Source organism: Anabaena sp. CCY 9402-a (assembly GCF_963920945.1).
Lineage (GTDB): Bacteria > Cyanobacteriota > Cyanobacteriia > Cyanobacteriales > Nostocaceae > Trichormus > Trichormus minutissimus.
In genome coordinates this window covers 1-16,261 of the sequence record NZ_CAWUDL010000027.1, presented here as the reverse complement: position 1 = coordinate 16,261, position 16,261 = coordinate 1, and the positions used below count along the sequence as shown (strand labels likewise).

The window sequence follows — 16,261 nt, the reverse complement described above, 5'->3', positions numbered from 1 at the left end:
TGTAGTAAGGACTTTAGTCCTTAGAAAAATCAGGACTAAAGTCCTTACTACGAACCGTCAAAACTAACTTGATAGACCACTAGTAATAATATGTGAGGGATATGGTTTAATTTACTGAGTCAAATTATAACTACTTTATCGGGTTCTAGATTCTCGTGGATGAGTATCAGAACTCCGTCGTCGAGTATTTTTACCTCGTGGATGAGTATCAGAACTCCGTCGGCGAGTATTTTTACCTCGTGGATGAGTATCAGAACTCCGTCGCCGAGTATTTTTACCTCGTGAACGAGTATCAGAACTCCGTCGCCGAGTATTTTTACCTCGTGAATGAGTATTAGAACTCCGTCGCCGAGTATTTTTGCCTCGTGAATGAGTATTAGAACTCCGTCGCCGAGTATTTTTGCCTCGTGAACGAGTATCAGAACTCCGTCGCCGAGTATTTTTACCTCGTGAACGAGTATCAGAACTCCGGTGACTTCCCAACCTAAGCCTTAATTACGAATTACAAATTACGAATTACGAATTACAAATTACGAATTATATTAATTTCATCTCAGTGAACTCTACCAACACCAATGTCTAACCCATTACAAACTGAACCCCAACCCCAACCTCTCAGTAATTTTGAATTAGACTTGCTCAAAGAAGAATACTTTTTTCTGCAAAACACCATCGAAGACTATAACAAGCAGATTTGGGTAATCAAAGCATTGGGGATTACTGGGACTGGGGGTGTTTTAGCATTGATGTTACAGCAAAAACCGAATACCAACATGGTGAGCGTTAGCGATGCCTTCAGGCTTATCGCTATTATTGGTTGTACTATTCCCCTATTCTTCTGGATATTGGAAAGTCAATGGAAACACTTTCAGCGCGGTTTCTATCCCCGTGTAGCTGAAATTGAATTTATCCTGACTCAAAAATATGGTTTCAACTCTCCCGGTATCTACAACAGTTGGAGTCATTCTTTGAAACGCATTCCCCAGCCTAAACGTCAGGGTTATCTGTGGGATGGTTTGCTTAATCGCACTGTGTTTGTTAGCTACGTTTTAGAAATTGCTTTTCTGTTACTGATGGCTGTTTTAGCCCCTATAATTTGGAAATAAAAAATACCCCGGTATAAATACCAAGGGTAAATTAATAGTTCAGTTTCACTGAATATTTAGTTAGCTAGCGTTTGCTAACAATAACTCTCGCTTTTCTGATGGGCGTACTTGTACTTGACCATCATCATTGACATCAACAATAACTGTGCAACCGTCAGCGACTTCACCAGAGAGAATTGCTTCCGCTAGAGAGTCTTCTAGGAGGCGCATAATTGCCCGACGTAATGGTCTAGCACCGTAGCTGGGGTCATAACCTTGGGTGACTACTAGGTCTTTAAACTGTTCGGTCACTTCTAAGATGATGCCTTTTTCAGTCAGGCGGCTAGCCACATCACGCAGCATGATATCAGCAATTTGCTTGACTTCATCCTTAGCCAGTTGAGTGAAGACGATAATATCATCCAAACGGTTGAGGAATTCAGGACGGAAGTAATTTTTCAGTTCTTCGTTAACTAAGTTACGAATGCGCTGGTAACTAGCGTCTGGTTGGTTATCAAATTCAAAGCCTAAACCACCACCACCTTTTTCGATTACCTTAGAACCAATGTTAGAAGTCAAGATAATTAAGGTGTTCTTGAAGTCTACCTTGCGACCTTTGGCATCGGTGAGGTGTCCGTCATCCAAAATTTGCAGCAGCATATTGAATACATCGGGGTGTGCTTTTTCGATTTCGTCGAACAGCAACACGGTGTAAGGTCTGCGGCGCACAGCTTCGGTGAGTTGTCCCCCTTCGTCATAACCGACGTAACCAGGAGGCGAGCCGATAAGTTTGGAGACGGTATGACCTTCCATGTATTCGGACATATCTAGCCGAATCATGGCATCTTCAGCACCGAAGAAGTAAGCCGCTAAGGACTTGGCTAATTCGGTCTTACCAACACCGGTGGGGCCGGAGAAGATAAAGCTAGCAATGGGGCGGTTGGGGTTCTTTAAGCCAACTCTAGCGCGACGGATGGCGCGAGAAACAGCCGTTACCGCTTGCTCTTGACCGATGAGCCGCTTATGGAGGGTGTCTTCTAGGTGCAGCAGTAACTCTGACTCAGATTCTGTCAGCTTGTTAACTGGTACGCCAGTCCAAGAAGCCACGATTTGCGCGATGTCTTCTTCGTCTACAACGATGGGATTAGCATTTTTTTCCGTGGAAGCGGCTTGTAGTTCTGCTTCCAAGGCAATTTCCTGGTCGCGCAGTTCTCCGGCTTGATTAAAGTTTTGCAGTCTAACGGCTACGTTTTTAGATTTAGAAACTTCAAGGAGTTTGCGCTTCAGTTCTTTATCATTGGAAATCTTCGAGTTCCGTAAACGCACACGAGAGCCAGCTTCATCAATTAAGTCTATGGCTTTATCTGGCAAAAAGCGATCGCTAATATAGCGGTCTGATAACTCGGCGGCGGCTACGACTGCTGCATCGGAAATCTGAACTCTATGATGCTGCTCGTAGACTGAGCGCAAACCATAGAGAATTTCAATGGTTTCTTCGATGGAGGGTTCACCAACTAAAATCGGTTGGAAACGCCGCTCTAAGGCTGCATCCCGTTCGATGTGTTGGCGATATTCATCTAAGGTGGTTGCGCCAATACACTGGAGTTCACCCCGCGCCAAGGCTGGTTTGAGAATGTTAGCCGCATCTAAGCCGCCTTCTGTCCCGCCAGCACCGACTAAGGTATGAATTTCATCAATTACTAAGATGACATTTCCCGCCGTGCGGACTTCATCAATTACTTTCTTGATGCGTTCTTCAAAGTCTCCCCGAAAGCGCGTTCCAGCCACTAATAAACCCATATCCAGGCTGATAACTTGCTTACCTTCCAAAACTTCGGGGACATCTTGGTTAATAATACGCTGTGCCAATCCTTCTGCGATCGCTGTTTTACCCACCCCTGGTTCACCAATTAACACGGGGTTGTTCTTCGTGCGACGACCAAGAATTTGAATCGCCCGCTCAATTTCTTTCTCGCGACCAACTACAGGGTCAAGCTTGCCTTCTTGGGCTAATTTGGTGAGGTTTCTGCCAAATTCTTCTGTGGTGAGGGTTTGGTTGCGTCTGTTACTAGCACCGCCGACAACCACGGTAGGATCTTCACCTAAACGCCGAATCACAGCAGAGCGGACATTTCTCAGGTCAACACCCAAATTTTGCAATACTTTGGCGGCTACACCTTCACCCGCTTCGGTTAATCCCAAAAGTAAGTGTTCTGTGTTGATGTAATTATGTCCGAGACCGTGAGCTTCTCTAAATGATTGCTCAAATAGACTTTTGACTTTAGGAGTAAAGGGAATTTCTGGTGGTACGAACCCAGAACCCCTACCAATAATTTTTTCGACTTCGCGACGTGCGTCTTTGAGAGTTACACCCAACTCAGTCAGCACTTTGGCAGCAACCCCAGTTCCTTCTCCCATCAAACCCAGGAGAATTTGTTCAGTTCCTACGAAGTTGTGTCCCAGGCGACGAGCTTCCTCCTGAGCGAGCATGATTACTTTGATGGCTTCGGAAGTGAAGTGTTCAAACATAGCGGGTTATTGCTCCCTTGCTGCTTGGACTTTGGGTGATCTAAAAAAATTCACCCTTATCTAAACTTTTTTGTATTTTCTTAAAGATAATGTATCTTTATCTATGATCCGGTGGCAGTGGTGAGAGCCGTATGGACTCAGGTGTGGTAGCCGTCATCTTTAATTATCGTTGCTCTTGGTAGATTTTAGCTTTAGACTCGGAATGAATTAACAATCTAACCAAAGTATAAAGTATGACAGAACAGCACGGAAGTAAAGACCAACAACACCCACTTTACAACCGCGATCGCTCTCTTATTAATATTCTACTCACTCAAACAGCCACAGACTACAATTTAGCAGAATTAGCCAGACTCAAAATTCGCTATCAAGGCTTCCCAGGCGCGAGAGACATACAAAGCGACCTAGATAAAGTTTTACAACAGTGGGGTTTAACAGAAGCCGAATTATTCGAGAAAACCCGTCAGTTGCATGATATGGGCGGCATTTATAAAAGTCGCGGCAAAAGAGAAGAGCAAGATTGGAATTAGTCAACCCCTGCGGGGAATTCAAAATTCAAAATTCAAAATTGTACTCCTCTGGAGAAGCAAGCTACGCGCTAGCGTCACGCAGTGAATAACTTCTGCCCCTCTGCTTCCCCTGCTCCCCCTGCTCCCCCTGCTTCCCCTGCTCCCCCTGCTCCCCCTGCTTCCCCTGCTCCCCCTGCTTCCCCTGCTCCTCTGTCACCTGTCACCTGTCCCCCTTCCATACTCTCTCAGTTGCTGCAATAGTTTCTGTTGAGATGATTTATCGGGTGTAGGGGGGTTAACTGTACTTTCAACTGGCACAGATGAGGAATTAGGAGTAATTGGTTTTTCCTGTTTTTTGGGGATCGTAAGTGCCAACTCTGATTTACTGGCTACTGCTTTCATTGACTCTAGAGTTGTAGCCACTTTGACTTGCTCTTGGATTTGGTCTGTGGAGGAAACTAGGGTACTCAGACCATTGACTAACTGCCGTAAATTATTCCGAAAAGCAGGGTCGCCAGTCAATTCGTCTAAATCAGAGGTAATTTTTTGGGTATTTTCAAAAGTCACCCTGGCAGAATCTAGGGTTTGTTGCAATAGCACAGCATTTTTAGGATCATTTAAAGCTTGAGTTGCATCCTTTAAATTAGCTGAAGCTTGCGCCGCATTGGCTGAAAGAGTTTCTAAATTTTTTAGTACCTCTCCATCGGATAACCGACTAATGGCGGGAGAGAGACTAGTGACTGTTGCGCGTAGTTGGTTACTAGTTTCAGAAAGATTGTTTAAAGTTCCAACTAATGTAGAACGATTTGTGTTGACAAGGCTATCTAAGTCATTGAGTAATTTATTGGCTTGAGTTGCAGTTGTGCCAAATTGACCGGCGGTGATACCTAATTGATCTACAGTTTTCTTTGTGGAAGCAGTAAGTTCATTTGTGGCTCGTTGTACAGAATTGGCAGTAGAAGCAAATGTACCTATCTGTCCTTGAAAGCTTTTGCTCAAACTCCTCGCATCTCGACTGAGTGCGGCTACTCCTGTGGCGGCTTCTGCTGATGTTTCTAAAAGTTTATTCACCCGTTGATAAAATTCGGGATTATTATAAATAGTTGCTAGCTCCGTGCTACTACGGATTAATTCATCTAAACTAATACCAATTTTCCCAGTCAGCCGAGAACCATTACAAACAATCAGGCTGTTGTCACAATTTTTGTCTAGAGGTCTAGCGATTTTTTCGCCCGTGGGTAATGATGCTTTGGGGGTGATGTCGATAATACTTTCACTAATTAAGCCACTTTGATTAGCTTCAACTAATACATTACGAGGAATAATTAGGTCTGGTTGGGAGATTTCAATTTCTACCTCTACAGCATTTGGCTTGGGTTCAATGCGAGAAATATTACCAACTTTCACGCCTCGATAGCGTACAGATGCGCCTTTTTGCATACCACCAGCATTGGCAAATTCGACAACAGCTTTGTAAGAACTACGAGATGCGGTAACTCTATTCAGCCATAAAATAATAACTAAAAATGCTCCTAATCCCAGCAAGAGTAATAAACCTACTGAACCTTCCCTGAATGTTCGTCGAGATGCAAAACGAGTGGTGATAAAATCGCGCATATTATCCTTTATCCAACTAACCAACAACCTGAATTGGCCCCCGTACACTACCACTCATAAATTGTGTAATTAATGGATGGTCTGTGCCGTTTAGCTCACTAACTTGACCTTGCCACTGCACTTTACCTTGATACAGGAACACTAGTCTATCAGCAGTGCGTCGGATTGTACTATCTTGGTGGGTAACGATCGCATAGGTACTACAAACACCTTGGGTAATTTGCAAGTCACGAATTAAATCTTCTATCACTGTAGAAGCAATGGGGTCAAGTCCGGCTGTCGGTTCATCGTACAGTAAAACTTCTGCACCTTCTTCCGGGTTGTCGGGGTTAGACATAATTGCACGGGCAAAACTTACCCGTTTTCGCATCCCACCAGACAGTTCCGAGGGGTAGAGGTGACTAATTCCCGGTAAACCTACCATTTCTAGTTTTTCTTTAACTAAATCTCGAATACGCGATCGCGGCAAGTCAGAATTTTGATAAAGTAAAAAACCCACATTCTCTTCCACAGTCAACGAGTCAAATAATGCCGCCTGCTGAAATACCATACCAATACCAACCGGGTCTTTAGCATCCTCAATCAACCCATCTCTTTTTACTCCTTGCACATAAACTTCCCCTTCATCAGGAGTAATCAAACCAGCCATGACGCGTAAAATTGTTGATTTACCAGTTCCCGAAGGGCCAATAATCCCTAAAGCTTCTCCCCGATAAATCGTCAAGTCTACATTATCTAAAACCCGATTGTTCCCAAAGGATTTAGAAATGCCTTTTAGTTCAATTAGTGGTTGAGTCATTAGTAATTGGTCATTGAGCATATTTGAGTTCATTTTTTAACGCGGAGGGTCGCGGAGGTTCACGCGGAGGGGCGCAGAGGTTTCATTAAAGCTATTTGTGTTGTATTTTGAAACAATTCTTCCTCCCACTACCCACTCATGACTCCCCTGTCACCTGTCACCTCTCCCCTGTCCCCTATTGATATCATCATCATCGGTAGCGGTATCGGTGGTTTATGCGCTGCGGGTTTGTTGGCGCGTTATGGTAAGCGAGTAATTGTCTGTGAAAGTCATACAATTGCTGGCGGTGCAGCCCATAGTTTTAGACGACGTGGGTTTGAATTTGATTCTGGCCCCTCCTTTTATTGCGGTTTAACTGGTAATCAAAGTTTAAATCCTATTAAACAGGTGCTTGATACTTTAGGTGAATCCATCCAAGTTATACCCTATGATCCTTTAGGACACTATCATTTCCCTGAAGTCAGTTTTGCAGTGTATAGCAATGCTGCACAATATCGTCAGGAAATACACAAAATTACACCCCAAGGTGCAAAAGAACTCGAACAATTTGAACAACGCTTGTTGGGACTATACGAGGCAATGAAAGGTATTCCCACCATAGCACTGAGGTCAGATTGGCAGGTGATTTTGGTCTTATTGCAACGTTATTTGCCGTCTTTGGTGAAAATGCTACCTTACTTGTCTCTGGTGCAATCGTCTGTAGGCGATGTCATGAATGCTACAGTTAAAGACCCTTGGGTACGGCGACTGATTGATTTGGAGTGTTTCTTACTTTCTGGGTTAAAAGCACACGGCACAATTGCCCCCGAAGTAGCATTTATGTTGGGTGAACGTTCCCGTGCTGGGGTTGAGTACCCTGTGGGGGGGAGTGCAGCAATTGTTAATGCTTTGGTGCGGGGGTTGGAACGTTGGGGTGGTGAGTTGCGTTTGGGATGTCACGTTGAGCAAATTCTGGTAGAGTCTGGCAAAGTCGCAGGTGTGCGGTTGCGAAATGGTGAAGTGTTGTCAGCATCAATTGTCATTTCTAATGCTACCCTTTGGGATACTTACAATCAATTATTACGTCCTGAAGATTTGCCTGCGGCTTATCGTCAAACTGCTTTAGAGACTCCAGCAGTTGAGAGTTTCATGCACTTGCATTTAGGTATCCGTGCCGATGGGTTAGATAATTTGACAGGACATCATGTAGTAGTCCATGATTCCATCCAAGATATCAGTACACCGGGTAATACTTGCATGATTTCTATTCCTAGTGTGTGGGATAAAAATTTAGCCCCAGAGGGACATCATGGAGTTCATGCTTACACTCTCGAACCTTACGCCGGATGGGAACACAATGATGGGTATGAGGTGAAAAAACAAGAGAAAGCGCAATCTTTATACCGTGCCTTAGAGCGTATTATCCCTGATGTTCGAGAGCGCGTAGTATTAGAACTCATCGGTACGCCGTTAACTCACGCTCATTATTTACGAAGATATCAGGGAACTTATGGCCCAGCGATCGCAGCAGGTAAGGGTATGTTTCCTAGTACACACACACCAATACAGGGTTTGTATCGTGTGGGTGATAGCACTCTACCAGGAATTGGTGTGCCGGCTGTGGCTGCTTCTGGGATTTTATGTGCGAATAGTTTGGTGAATGTGGGGCAAATGCTGAAATAGCAAGTGCGATCGCTAAAATAATGTAAATTCAACGAACCTCACCCCAACCCCTCTCCGACGCGGAGAGGGGCTAATATATCCCGAATTATCCGCGAAAAGTTAAGGTTTTGAAGCATCTCTCCTTGTAGGGGAGAAGTTTGGGGAGGGGTTTTCTTTAACCGTCGAACTCACGCCAAAATAACATATGAGCGTCAGAATTGATTCCGAGGCGGGATAGATACTTCTCAGGGAAATCAGGCAAAAATACTATAATTTGCTTAAACGTATAATTTATCCTACCTCTAAAAGCAAAAATGACAGAGTTATCGCTCAAGGTATTCTGTTCCTACTCCCACAAAGACGAATCTCTACGTGAAGAACTAGATAAACACTTAAGCCCCTTTATACATAGTGGTCTGATTTCTACTTGGAGCGATCGTAAAATACTACCCGGAGAGGTTTGGGATGATGAAATTAAGAACAATCTAAAGACAGCCGATATTATTCTCTTGCTTATCAGTGCTGACTTTCTCGCTTCTAAATACTGCTGGGAGGTGGAAGTTAACACAGCCATAGAACGTCATAAGGCTAAAAAAGCTTGTGTGATTCCCATTATTCTGCGGAGTGTTTATTGGAAATACCCACCATTAAATCTGGCTCAAATCCAAGCTTTGCCTAAAAATGCTACACCTGTCGAGTCGAGAGATTGGCATAATCGAGATGAGGCGTTTACAAATGTAGTCGAGGGAATTTGGGCTGCTGTTGAAAAACTCAACCGGGAACGAGAAGAACGCCAACAACAGCAGGAAGCACAAAGGCTACAACGAGAACAAGAAGAAGCTGAGAAACTGCGGCGACAACAGGAAGCTGTGAGGTCACAAAGGCTACAACGAGAACAAGAAGAAGCTGACAGACTGCAACGAGAACAAGAAGCCGAAAGACTACGACAGCAAAAGGAAGCAGAACAACAAGAGGCTTACGCAAATAATTTAAGTCTTTACGAGCAGGAGTTTTCTAGAGCAGTTAAGGCAGAATACCCAATCAGTGAGTATGTTCGCAATGGGCTAAAACAATTTCAGCAGTCTTTAAAACTCAGAGATGAAGATGTAACACGAGTTGAAAAAACAATTTTAGCTCCACTACAAGAAGCAGAGAGAATAAGGAAACAACAGGAAGCTGAGAGTTTGCAACGCCAACAACAAGAAGCTGAGAGATTAAAACGGCAACAACAACAAGAAACCGAAAAACTACGACTAAAACGAGAACAAGAAGAAGCAAAAAGGCGATTACAGGAAACTGACGATCTGAGTTCTGATAAAGGTGTAGACTATAGGCAGTTGCGTGATTTACTCAAAGCTGGAAAGTGGAAAGAAGCAGATCAAGAAACTCTGCAAGTGATGCTAAAAGTTGCTGATAAAGAAAAAGAAGGCTGGCTTGATATCGATTCAATTAAAAAATTCCCCTGCACTGACTTACGCACTATTGACCAACTGTGGGTAAAATACAGCAATGGACGCTTTGGATTTAGTGTGCAGAAAAAAATCTGGCTGGAAGTAGGAGAAAAGTGGAATGCTTTCTACACCCGTGTGGGATGGCAGGTATCCGCAGGCTGGTTTTTTGGGGGATGGGTGAAGGAGGGGAGTATAAAACACGACTTAAATGCCCCAGTAGGACATCTCCCAGGTGTGGTGTGTTGTGTGTCTTGTGTGAGGGATAATTGGCTGGAAGCATATGAAAAAGCTGGCTGGTATCTCTTCTCTCGCGTCCAGACTTGTAAACTGTAACATATAAGGATTACACAAAATTGTAACGATTTATAAATAGGTCATTTCCTACGAAGTCTTGCGGGTTCTAGGTTTCCGTTACCTGGCACTTTCCCTCTCTCTGCCCCTTTTCCCTTCCTTTTTCTTTTTCTTGTAATATGCTGCCAACAACCTGTGGGTTATAACAATTAGCCAAGATAAACTTTGATGCAACTTGCTCCACTTCTGCATTAGTTACTTCCCAGTCATCCCAAGGTAGCCTCATTTGTCCTGGTGAAGTTTTCTTCCCCTTCCCTTTTTTCTTCAACCCTGCTAATAATTTGCTTCCCCAGTGGTTGCGCTTTTCTGGTTTAGATTGAGGGCGATATTTTTTACAAAATCCTCTATACTTAGCTGCACATTCATCCAGAGTTTTACCCAACTTCAAAAATGCTGGATGCCATTGAGTGATACCATCATCACCCAATCTGTCATGAATGCCATAATTACTGAAATCGTAGAAAAAACCTGACTGCATTCCTGCGGCTTTGGGGTTGGCGTGGATATATCGTAGAGTGTTTAATGCTCTTTTGTTGTCTGTGTTCTCAAAACCGCTACTGTGATATCGCTTTTCCCAAAAATGTCCGGTGCGGTTGAGCATTCTATTAAAGCACATAGCAGTGTACCAGTTTAACAAGTGCATAATTTTGGGTACATCTTCTGGCTGTGCAGGTTCTAACAAATAATGAACATGATTGCTCATAATGCACAACGCATAAAGCTTAAAGTGATATTTATCCTGAGCTTTTTTGATAGCGTAAAGCAATACTTCCCGACATTCTAAACGAGTCAGGCGGAACTCTCGATTATTACAACGGGTGGTAACGTGATAGCAAAATCCTGGTTGATAATTTCGTGGTTGGCGAGACATAATTAAGATTAGAAACAAGAGTAATATTAATGCACTATTTTAGGCTTGCCACGCCAGTACGTATATTTTCAAAAACCAAATATGAGTCCTATAAAAACATTAGAATCAATCAAGATCGGGAGTTAGTGATGAGATTAGCACCACTGTATCAACAAGACAGAGCGCGAGCTATCCAGGAAGGAGAACAAAAGGTAATTCTGCGCTTGTTAAATCGTAGATTTGGAGAAATTGACTTGTCTTTAATTGAGCAGGTTAAAGGATTATCTACTGAGCAATTAGAAGCTTTGGCAGAACAATTATTAGATTTTAGTGAGGTTGCAGATTTAGCTACTTGGTTACAGCAACAACAGGAAACTCAAAACCTGTAAATTACTTGAATATTTCTGTAACTAAGCTTTGGTTCGTACCAGTCTAAAATAAATAAGTGTTTTTGTGTACGATGACCTACGCTCGGCTGTAGAGCGTCGCTATCCCACAGCAAAATCTGTAAACTGTCTCTTATAAGGTGAGTGAAATCCTAACACGATATCTTGTTTGGCAACACCTAAAGCTACTAATTCATCAGCAATATTAGCTTCTGTTCCATTATGCTGAAGCCAAATCTTCCCATTCTTAATATCTAAATGTAGTACACAACCATATACACGCCGCTTGTTTTCCCAACCCACATATACTAACTGATAATGGTCGTGTTCAGTATCAAATATAGTTTGCGCTTCTACTGGACTATCAGATTTTTCATACTGACTATAATTTGTTAATATCTGTTTAATATACTCTCTATACTTTTCTAATTTATCCATCTGACAATTACCTCATTCTCAATGTCATAAATTAGCAGGAGTAATTGATAGTGTTGAGTTATCATCTGAGGAAATGGCAGCTTAAAAAAAGTTTCATAGGTATCAGAAGGAACGGCTAAATATAAAATGCGTTCTGGTTGTTCTTGAGAAAGTGCAAATCGATAGTTAATAAACTGTCCCAGTGCAGTATGAAATTCTGAAATAGTTGATTGACTAAGAAAACTCTTAACCTCTACAGCAATTTTTTACCCTTCTTTTTCAGCTGCAATAATTTTTTCTGCACCTAAATCAATATATAATTCAACTAAACCCCACTCTATACGTAAAGGATCATCTGTAATAATCCAGCCATCTTTTTGTAATCCTAATTTGACAGTCTCATGAAATTTGTCTTTTGCTGACATAAGATATTTGTTCGCTCTATCGGAGCTTTCTATCTACATATTATCTATCTTCGTAAGCGATCGCTAGCTCAGAATCAGAGAGAATCAGGACTTTAGTCCTAACTACGAACTTTGTCATTAATACCAAATCAGCACAACTCAACCTTTTAATATTCTTGTGGGATGGGTGTCCCTGAAAAAGATATAGCATATACTGAGCATCGACCTTAGCAGTCCCTAGGCGGACGATTAATTGTTGTGCAACCAGTTGACTTTACGACCCTGAAAGCCGCTTGTAGCGAACTCCGCACGCACTGGCTACCATCACGTTTAGAGCAAGTGTATCAGCGCGATCGCTATACTATTGCCATAGCTTTACGTACCCTGAAAACTAAAGGATGGCTAGAAGTTTGTTGGCATCCTCAAGCTACACACATTTGCATTGGCAACCCGCCACCACGCACACCGGATACCTTTACTTTTAGCCAACAATTGATACATCAGTTGGGTGGATTAGCCTTGGTAGGAATTGAGGCGATCGCACCTTGGGAACGGGTGATTGATTTACAATTTGCCCGTCGTCCGGGAGAAGAGGCACTATATCATCTCTATGCAGAGATTATGGGCAAATATAGCAATGCCATCCTTACCGAAGCCAATAATCTCATTATCACCGCCGCCCATCAAGTCAGTCAGCAGCAGTCTAGTGTCCGTCCCATCCAAACGGGACAACCTTATGAAACACCACCACAACTGACTGGCCCAGCACCTAGTTTGAGTGAATCTCCAGTCCGTTGGCAAGAAAGGATTAGCTTAGTCCCAGGCGCGATTAAAAAGCAATTACTCAAAAGTTATCGCGGTTTGAGTGCAGCATTGGTTGAGTCTATGTTGCTGGCGACGAATATAACACCGGAAACTAGCACTGATGACCTAACACCAGACGATTGGCAAAGATTATGGCACAACTGGCAAGTATGGCTGCAAACTTTAGAAAATGACAACTTTCAGCCAGCTTGGACTGCCAACGGCTACACAGTCATGGGTTGGGGTGGAATTGCACCAGCTAAAGATATTCAGACATTAATTAGTGAATATTACACAGGACAACTCAATCAACAGCTATTTGCTCAGTTACGCCATCAACTAAGTCAGAAATTGATGAACATTCTGACCAAATTAAGGAATAAAGCCCAGACATTTAGCGATCGCCTGCGACAATCAGACAACGCCGATGACTATCGCCAAAAAGCCGATTTATTGATGGCGCACTTGTACGAATGGCAACCGGGAATGAAAAATATTACCCTGAATGACTTTGAAACTGGTGAACCTGTGGCGATCGCCCTCCAGCCAGATAAAAACGCGGTGCAGAACGCCCAAAACCTCTATAAACAGCACCAAAAACTCAAACGCGCCCGCATAGCTGTAGAACCATTACTCAAAGAGGTACAAGCAGAAATTGATTATTTAGAACAAGTAGAAGCAGCAATTACTCAGATAGATACCTACCAAACAACAGAAGATTTACAAGCCTTAGAAGAAATCCGCGACGAATTAATTGGACAAAAATATTTAGAAGAATTAGATTACCGTCGCAGTAGTAATGAAACTCCTAGCACCAACTTTCGTAACTACTCTACACCTAACGGCTTTCAAGTTTTAATTGGTCGTAATAATCGCCAAAATGACCAATTAACCTTTCGGGTAGCTGGAGATTATGACTTGTGGTTTCATGCTCAAGAAATTCCTGGTAGCCATGTCTTATTGCGTTTAGAACCCGGTACTGTAGCAGAAACCACAGACTTACAATTTGTCGCCAACCTCGCAGCTTATTACAGCCGCGCCCGTCAGAGTGACCAAGTACCAGTCGTTTACACTGAACCAAAACACGTATATAAACCCAAAGGTGCTAAACCAGGAATTGCTATTTACAAACAAGAACGCATTATTTGGGGGAAACCCCAGATGGTGGAATAATATCGGTATCATCCACTGATTGGAGATTGTCATGGTAACTCAAACCAATCCTCCGCAAAATGTAATTGATTGTTTGCAGATTATTTTAGATGCGATCGCTACGGGAAATTATGAGCTTTTTCTAAGAGTTGGTAATGCAGACTACAAAGCGGGTATTACCAAGGAAATGTTTGACTCGGTTAGTTCCCAACTTTCTCCACGGATGTCTGAGGGTTATACAATTACTTACTTTGGGCAACTCAAACAACGGGAATATCAAACCTATTTGTGGAAACTAAGTTTTGCTGATGCGGGAGATGAGTTTGTCATACGGATGGCTGTTAATGAAGACAAAGTTGCTGGAATTTCGATTACTTGATTTATCCCTCAACCGTCAAATTAGTCTGGTCAGACGCGATTGATCGCGTCTCTACGTCAGGGTTTTAGACTTATCTGAACCGGATTGAGTTATCAGCGATCGTAGCAGCCACACTCAACAAATTTCAACTCTGTAACCAGTTCTCAGTCCCTAGTCAATCACTTCTGTAATCTGACATCGATCACAGAGGCATTAAAGTTGTAATTAAAGCCTTCTAACTCAAAAGGCATACCAATTTTCACCTTGCTGTTACCTAAAACGGGGCCATCTTTGGTAACTTCTGCTTGATCTTGTAAAGTCAAGAGCATATCTGTACTAAAATTATTGGTTCTGGGGTCTGGTAATTCTTTGACCGAACCATCTGGTTGCCCAACTGTTAAAGTTCTAGGCAGCACTTGCACAGATTTAATCCCAATCTCACCGTAAGGCTGATTGCGAATAATGACTTTAGTTTTGCCGCCTGTTTTAAAACCTTGCTCAGATAACTGCTGAGGATCGCGCACATTCAAGCCACGCACTACTAAATCTACCTCTATAGGCGTTTTTTTAGCCCCAATTTGAGCTACAGAACCACTAGTACCCGGAAATACGAAAATCCCGAATATCACTAACAGAATAACTAAACCAGCAACTAAGTCAAGTATATTGATTTTGCCGAACAAGCGACCTTTGGAATCTAAAATAGCCATAAGAAATTTTTCCAGAACAGATTCAAGTAATTGATTTTAGCAACAAGTTTGATTACAAGGGGATTGGGGATTAGGGATTGGGAATTAAGAATACATTGTCCCTTCTCCCCAGTCCTCAAGAGTTATTTAATTTTGACTTTTGATTTTGGACTTGATTTGCCCCTATTCCCTGAGTCAAGAATGCAACTTAGAAAGGCGTCTGTACGTCCTACTAGATGTGTCCCGAAAATATCTTCTAACTGAATTATGACTAACAGGAAAGGCTTGGTAGCAAATTATCATATACGGCGGCGACGCTGGTTTTATCCGTTAATTTCGGTGGTGGTCGCTGTGAGTCTGTGTCTAAGTACACCTTTACCTGGAAGGGCTATAGATTTATTGCCACTGTTATTCCGGGGAGCGCAAGTGCTTCAGCTCTCAAATATATCCGATCGCCAGGAAGTAGAACTAGGCGCACAAATGAATCAGGAATTACGTAGCGGAATTAAACTGAATCGTAATTCTGAAATTAATCGCTACGTAGAACAAATTGGTAGGCGCATAGTAGCAAATAGCGATCGCCCTAATCTTCCCGCAACATTCCAGGTCGTTGAAGATAATTCTATCAATGCCTTTGCAACTGCGGGGGGTTTTATTTATGTCAACACAGGTTTGTTGAAAGCCGCAGACAATGAAGCGGAACTAGCTAGTGTTATGGCCCATGAATGGGGTCATATTGGTGGTAAACATTTAGTCAAACAAATGCAGCAAAAAGCACTAGCTAGTGGTGTGGCTACAGCTGCGGGGTTAGATCGCAATAACGCCGTGGGAATTGGTGTAGAACTAGCACTCAACCGTCCCCGCAGTCGTCAAGATGAATTTGATGCTGACAGGCGTGGCTTAAGAGCCTTAACACGGGCTGGCTATGCTCAATCAGGTATGGTGAGCTTTATGAGAAAATTGCTGAAAAATAGCGGTTCTGTACCAACAGTTTTAAGCACTCACCCAGCAACTAGCGATCGCATTAATACTTTGCAAAATGCCATCAATCGTCAACCTAGTAATGGACGTGACGGATTAGACACTGCTGCTTATCGAGCTAATATCCGTTCAGTTTTGTAGCTGTTAGAAAGGTGACAGGTGACAGGTGATAGGTGACAGGTGATAGGTGATAGGTGATAGGTGATAGGTGATAGGTGACAGGTGACAGGTGACAGGT

15 protein-coding genes and 2 pseudogenes are annotated in these 16,261 nt (G+C 42.8%); 8 read left to right on the top strand and 9 right to left on the bottom strand.

What is annotated here, in order from left to right:
* Positions 1-135: 135 nt before the first annotated feature.
* Positions 136-483 carry a hypothetical protein gene (locus tag ACM0OR_RS12075; RefSeq protein WP_414576387.1) on the bottom strand — a complete coding sequence of 116 codons (348 nt, stop codon included), beginning with the start codon at positions 481-483 and terminating at the stop codon, positions 136-138.
* 92 nt (positions 484-575) lie between these two features.
* Here ACM0OR_RS12075 and ACM0OR_RS12070 point away from each other — a divergent pair, with 92 nt between their 5' ends.
* Positions 576-1,106, top strand: coding sequence for a hypothetical protein (locus ACM0OR_RS12070; RefSeq protein WP_323269176.1), 531 nt, complete (start codon positions 576-578; stop codon positions 1,104-1,106).
* A gap of 60 nt (positions 1,107-1,166) precedes the next feature.
* Here ACM0OR_RS12070 and ACM0OR_RS12065 read toward each other — a convergent pair whose 3' ends face one another.
* Positions 1,167-3,614, bottom strand: a complete 2,448-nt coding sequence (locus tag ACM0OR_RS12065; protein WP_414576386.1) for an ATP-dependent Clp protease ATP-binding subunit — start codon at positions 3,612-3,614, stop codon at positions 1,167-1,169.
* 233 nt (positions 3,615-3,847) lie between these two features.
* On the opposite strand from ACM0OR_RS12065, the gene ACM0OR_RS12060 reads away from it, so the two are divergent.
* Entirely contained in the window at positions 3,848-4,144 is a 297-nt protein-coding gene (locus ACM0OR_RS12060) for a DUF3288 family protein (protein ID WP_190703421.1), read from the top strand.
* A gap of 74 nt (positions 4,145-4,218) precedes the next feature.
* On the opposite strand, the gene ACM0OR_RS12055 is transcribed toward ACM0OR_RS12060, so the two are convergent.
* From ACM0OR_RS12055 to ACM0OR_RS12045, 3 genes are read right to left on the bottom strand one after another with little or no spacing between them, the layout of a single operon-like run.
* Entirely contained in the window at positions 4,219-4,362 is a 144-nt protein-coding gene (locus ACM0OR_RS12055) for a hypothetical protein (RefSeq protein WP_414576385.1), read from the bottom strand.
* Entirely contained in the window at positions 4,337-5,740 is a 1,404-nt protein-coding gene (locus tag ACM0OR_RS12050) for an MlaD family protein (RefSeq protein ID WP_414576384.1), read from the bottom strand. Before ACM0OR_RS12050 ends, ACM0OR_RS12055 begins: the two co-directional genes overlap by 26 nt.
* A 16-nt stretch (positions 5,741-5,756) precedes the next feature.
* Positions 5,757-6,539, bottom strand: coding sequence for an ABC transporter ATP-binding protein (locus tag ACM0OR_RS12045; RefSeq protein ID WP_190703427.1), 783 nt, complete (start codon positions 6,537-6,539; stop codon positions 5,757-5,759).
* A 138-nt stretch (positions 6,540-6,677) separates the two neighbouring features.
* On the opposite strand from ACM0OR_RS12045, the gene ACM0OR_RS12040 reads away from it, so the two are divergent.
* The gene (locus ACM0OR_RS12040; RefSeq protein WP_414576383.1) at positions 6,678-8,201 is read left to right on the top strand and encodes a phytoene desaturase family protein; all 1,524 of its coding nucleotides are present in this window, start codon (positions 6,678-6,680) and stop codon (positions 8,199-8,201) included.
* A gap of 293 nt (positions 8,202-8,494) precedes the next feature.
* On the top strand, positions 8,495-9,964 hold the full coding sequence (locus ACM0OR_RS12035) for a GUN4 domain-containing protein (RefSeq protein ID WP_414576382.1): 1,470 nt from the start codon (positions 8,495-8,497) through the stop codon (positions 9,962-9,964).
* A 67-nt stretch (positions 9,965-10,031) separates the two neighbouring features.
* On the opposite strand, the gene ACM0OR_RS12030 is transcribed toward ACM0OR_RS12035, so the two are convergent.
* Entirely contained in the window at positions 10,032-10,853 is an 822-nt protein-coding gene (locus tag ACM0OR_RS12030) for a transposase (RefSeq protein ID WP_414576381.1), read from the bottom strand.
* 95 nt (positions 10,854-10,948) lie between these two features.
* Here ACM0OR_RS12030 and ACM0OR_RS12025 point away from each other — a divergent pair.
* A pseudogene (locus tag ACM0OR_RS12025) lies at positions 10,949-11,221 on the top strand (DUF4351 domain-containing protein); the annotation flags it as partial.
* 99 nt (positions 11,222-11,320) lie between these two features.
* Here ACM0OR_RS12025 and ACM0OR_RS12020 read toward each other — a convergent pair.
* Together ACM0OR_RS12020 and ACM0OR_RS12015 are read right to left on the bottom strand one after the other, a co-directional pair.
* The gene (locus ACM0OR_RS12020; protein ID WP_414576380.1) at positions 11,321-11,656 is read right to left on the bottom strand and encodes a XisI protein; all 336 of its coding nucleotides are present in this window, start codon (positions 11,654-11,656) and stop codon (positions 11,321-11,323) included.
* Positions 11,644-12,060, bottom strand: a pseudogene (locus ACM0OR_RS12015) (XisH family protein). Before ACM0OR_RS12015 ends, ACM0OR_RS12020 begins: the two are co-directional and overlap by 13 nt.
* A 237-nt stretch (positions 12,061-12,297) precedes the next feature.
* Here ACM0OR_RS12015 and ACM0OR_RS12010 point away from each other — a divergent pair.
* Together ACM0OR_RS12010 and ACM0OR_RS12005 are read left to right on the top strand one after the other, a co-directional pair.
* Positions 12,298-14,016 carry an NFACT family protein gene (locus ACM0OR_RS12010; RefSeq protein WP_414576379.1) on the top strand — a complete coding sequence of 573 codons (1,719 nt, stop codon included), beginning with the start codon at positions 12,298-12,300 and terminating at the stop codon, positions 14,014-14,016.
* Positions 14,017-14,047: 31 nt separating this feature from the next.
* A complete protein-coding gene (locus tag ACM0OR_RS12005; protein ID WP_190703334.1) occupies positions 14,048-14,374 on the top strand; it encodes a hypothetical protein in 327 nt (108 codons plus the stop codon).
* Between the two features lie 158 nt (positions 14,375-14,532).
* On the opposite strand, the gene ACM0OR_RS12000 is transcribed toward ACM0OR_RS12005, so the two are convergent.
* Positions 14,533-15,063 (bottom strand): DUF4330 domain-containing protein, encoded by a 531-nt coding sequence (locus ACM0OR_RS12000; protein ID WP_323266486.1) that lies wholly within the window; start codon positions 15,061-15,063, stop codon positions 14,533-14,535.
* Positions 15,064-15,309: 246 nt separating this feature from the next.
* Between ACM0OR_RS12000 and ACM0OR_RS11995 the strand changes: the two genes are divergently transcribed.
* Positions 15,310-16,164: a M48 family metallopeptidase gene (locus ACM0OR_RS11995; RefSeq protein WP_414576378.1), complete on the top strand. Its 855-nt coding sequence runs from the start codon at positions 15,310-15,312 to the stop codon at positions 16,162-16,164.
* The last annotated feature ends 97 nt before the right edge of the window (positions 16,165-16,261 follow it).